Below are 1,877 nucleotides of genomic sequence, written 5' to 3' on the forward strand. Positions count from 1 at the left end.
GCCGGGAGCTGGAGCGCTTCCTGGATGCGGGCGAGGGCCGCGGCGCCCGTCTGGTACTGCGTGATCGCGCCGACGACCTGCTGGATCGGCTGCATGAGGTAGAAGACGTAGAGGAGGAAGGCGACCAGCGTGCCGACGTTTATCGCGCCCGTCGCCACGCGTGCTCCGCCCACCGCGAGGACGGTGATGAAGGCGATCTGCATCGACAGGCCGGCCGTATTGCCCGCCGCCGCTGCCCACTTGGCCGCGCGGATGCTCTGCCGCCACGACTCCTCGGCCGCCGCGTGCAGGGTGCGCTCCTCGCGGTCCTCGGCGCCGGACGCCTTCACCGTGCGCAGTGCGCCGAGGATCCGTTCCAGCGAGGCACCCATCACGCCGATCGCGTCCTGTGCCTGCCGGCTGGCCCGGTTGATGCGCGGCACGATCACGCTGAGCACGATGCCCGCGCCCACGATCACACCAAGGGTGACGGCCAGCAGCACGGGGTCGACGAGACCCATCATCACCACTGTCGCGACGAGAATGAGCCCTTCGGTGCCGAGGCCGACCAGTGAATCGGTGGTGACCTCGCGCAGCAGGGTGGTGTCGGAGGTGATGCGGGCCATCAGGTCGCCGGGCTCGCTGCGGTCCACCGCGCTGATCCGCAGCCGCAGCAGATACGACGACAGGGCGCGCCGCGCGCCGAGCACCACCGACTCGGCGGTGCGCCGCAGAACGTACGAACCCAGCGCGCCCACCGCCGCGTTGGCGACCACCAGCGCCGACATCGCGAGCAGCGCCCCGGTGATCGTCCGGTCGTGCGAGAGGTCGTCGATGAGGCCCCGCGCCACCAGCGGCAACAGCAACCCGGTGCCCCCGGTGACCAATGAGAGCAGCGCGCCCGCCAACAGGGCCCAGCGGTGCGGTCGTACGTAGTCGAGGAGCAACCGCCAGGCCGGCGGACCGCTCTGAGTCCCTGCGATGCTCACGGCGCTCCTCGGGAGTCGGTCGGGGCATTCAGGCTACGTCGGTCACCGCCCGGGGTGACCAGGGCGGTGGCGGTGACGACCATGGTGGTACGCGTGGCCCTTACCGATCAGTCACGCGTAGGGTCGGAGGCAGGGACAACGGCGACGAAAGGGTTCAGGACCATGGCGCAGGAAGTACGCGGCGTGATCGCACCGGGCAAGAACGAGCCGGTCCGGGTCGAGACGATCGTCGTGCCCGATCCCGGACCCGGTGAGGCCGTGGTGAAGGTCCAGGCCTGCGGGGTCTGTCATACCGACCTGCACTACAAACAGGGCGGCATCAGCGACGACTTCCCGTTCCTGCTCGGGCACGAGGCCGCGGGCGTGGTGGAGTCGGTCGGCGAGGGCGTCACCGACGTTGCTCCCGGCGACTTCGTGATCCTCAACTGGCGTGCCGTGTGCGGGAATTGCCGGGCCTGTCTGCGCGGTCGCCCCTGGTACTGCTTCAACACCCACAACTCCAAGCAGAAGATGACCCTCGCCTCGACCGGCCAGGAGCTCTCCCCGGCCCTGGGCATCGGTGCCTTCGCCGACAAGACGCTGGTCGCCGCCGGACAGTGCACCAAGGTCGACCCGTCCGTCTCCCCGGCCGTCGCTGGACTGTTGGGCTGTGGCGTCATGGCCGGCATCGGCGCCGCCATCAACACCGGCAACGTCGGGCGCGGTGACACGGTCGCGGTTATCGGGTGCGGCGGTGTCGGTGACGCGGCGATCGCCGGGGCCCGGCTCGCGGGAGCGGCGCGGATCATCGCCGTGGACATCGATGACCGCAAGCTGGAGAAGGCCCGCTCCATGGGCGCCACGCACACCGTCAACTCCAAGGCCGGCGACCCTGTCGAGGCCATCCGCGAACTCACCGGCGGCTTCGGT

Annotated in this window: 2 protein-coding genes; one reads left to right on the forward strand and one right to left on the reverse strand. The window is 70.2% G+C overall.

Going from position 1 to position 1,877, the window contains the following annotated elements; translation table 11 throughout:
* The coding region (locus tag AC31A1_RS50780; protein WP_489659812.1) for an ABC transporter ATP-binding protein at positions 1 to 968 on the reverse strand (968 nt) is incomplete at its 3' end.
* 162 nt (positions 969 to 1,130) lie between these two features.
* Here AC31A1_RS50780 and AC31A1_RS50785 point away from each other — a divergent pair.
* A partial coding sequence (locus AC31A1_RS50785) for an alcohol dehydrogenase catalytic domain-containing protein (RefSeq protein ID WP_489659813.1) occupies positions 1,131 to 1,877 on the forward strand: 747 nt, incomplete at its 3' end.

The sequence above is a fragment of the Streptomyces sp. P5F9 genome (assembly GCF_057961495.1).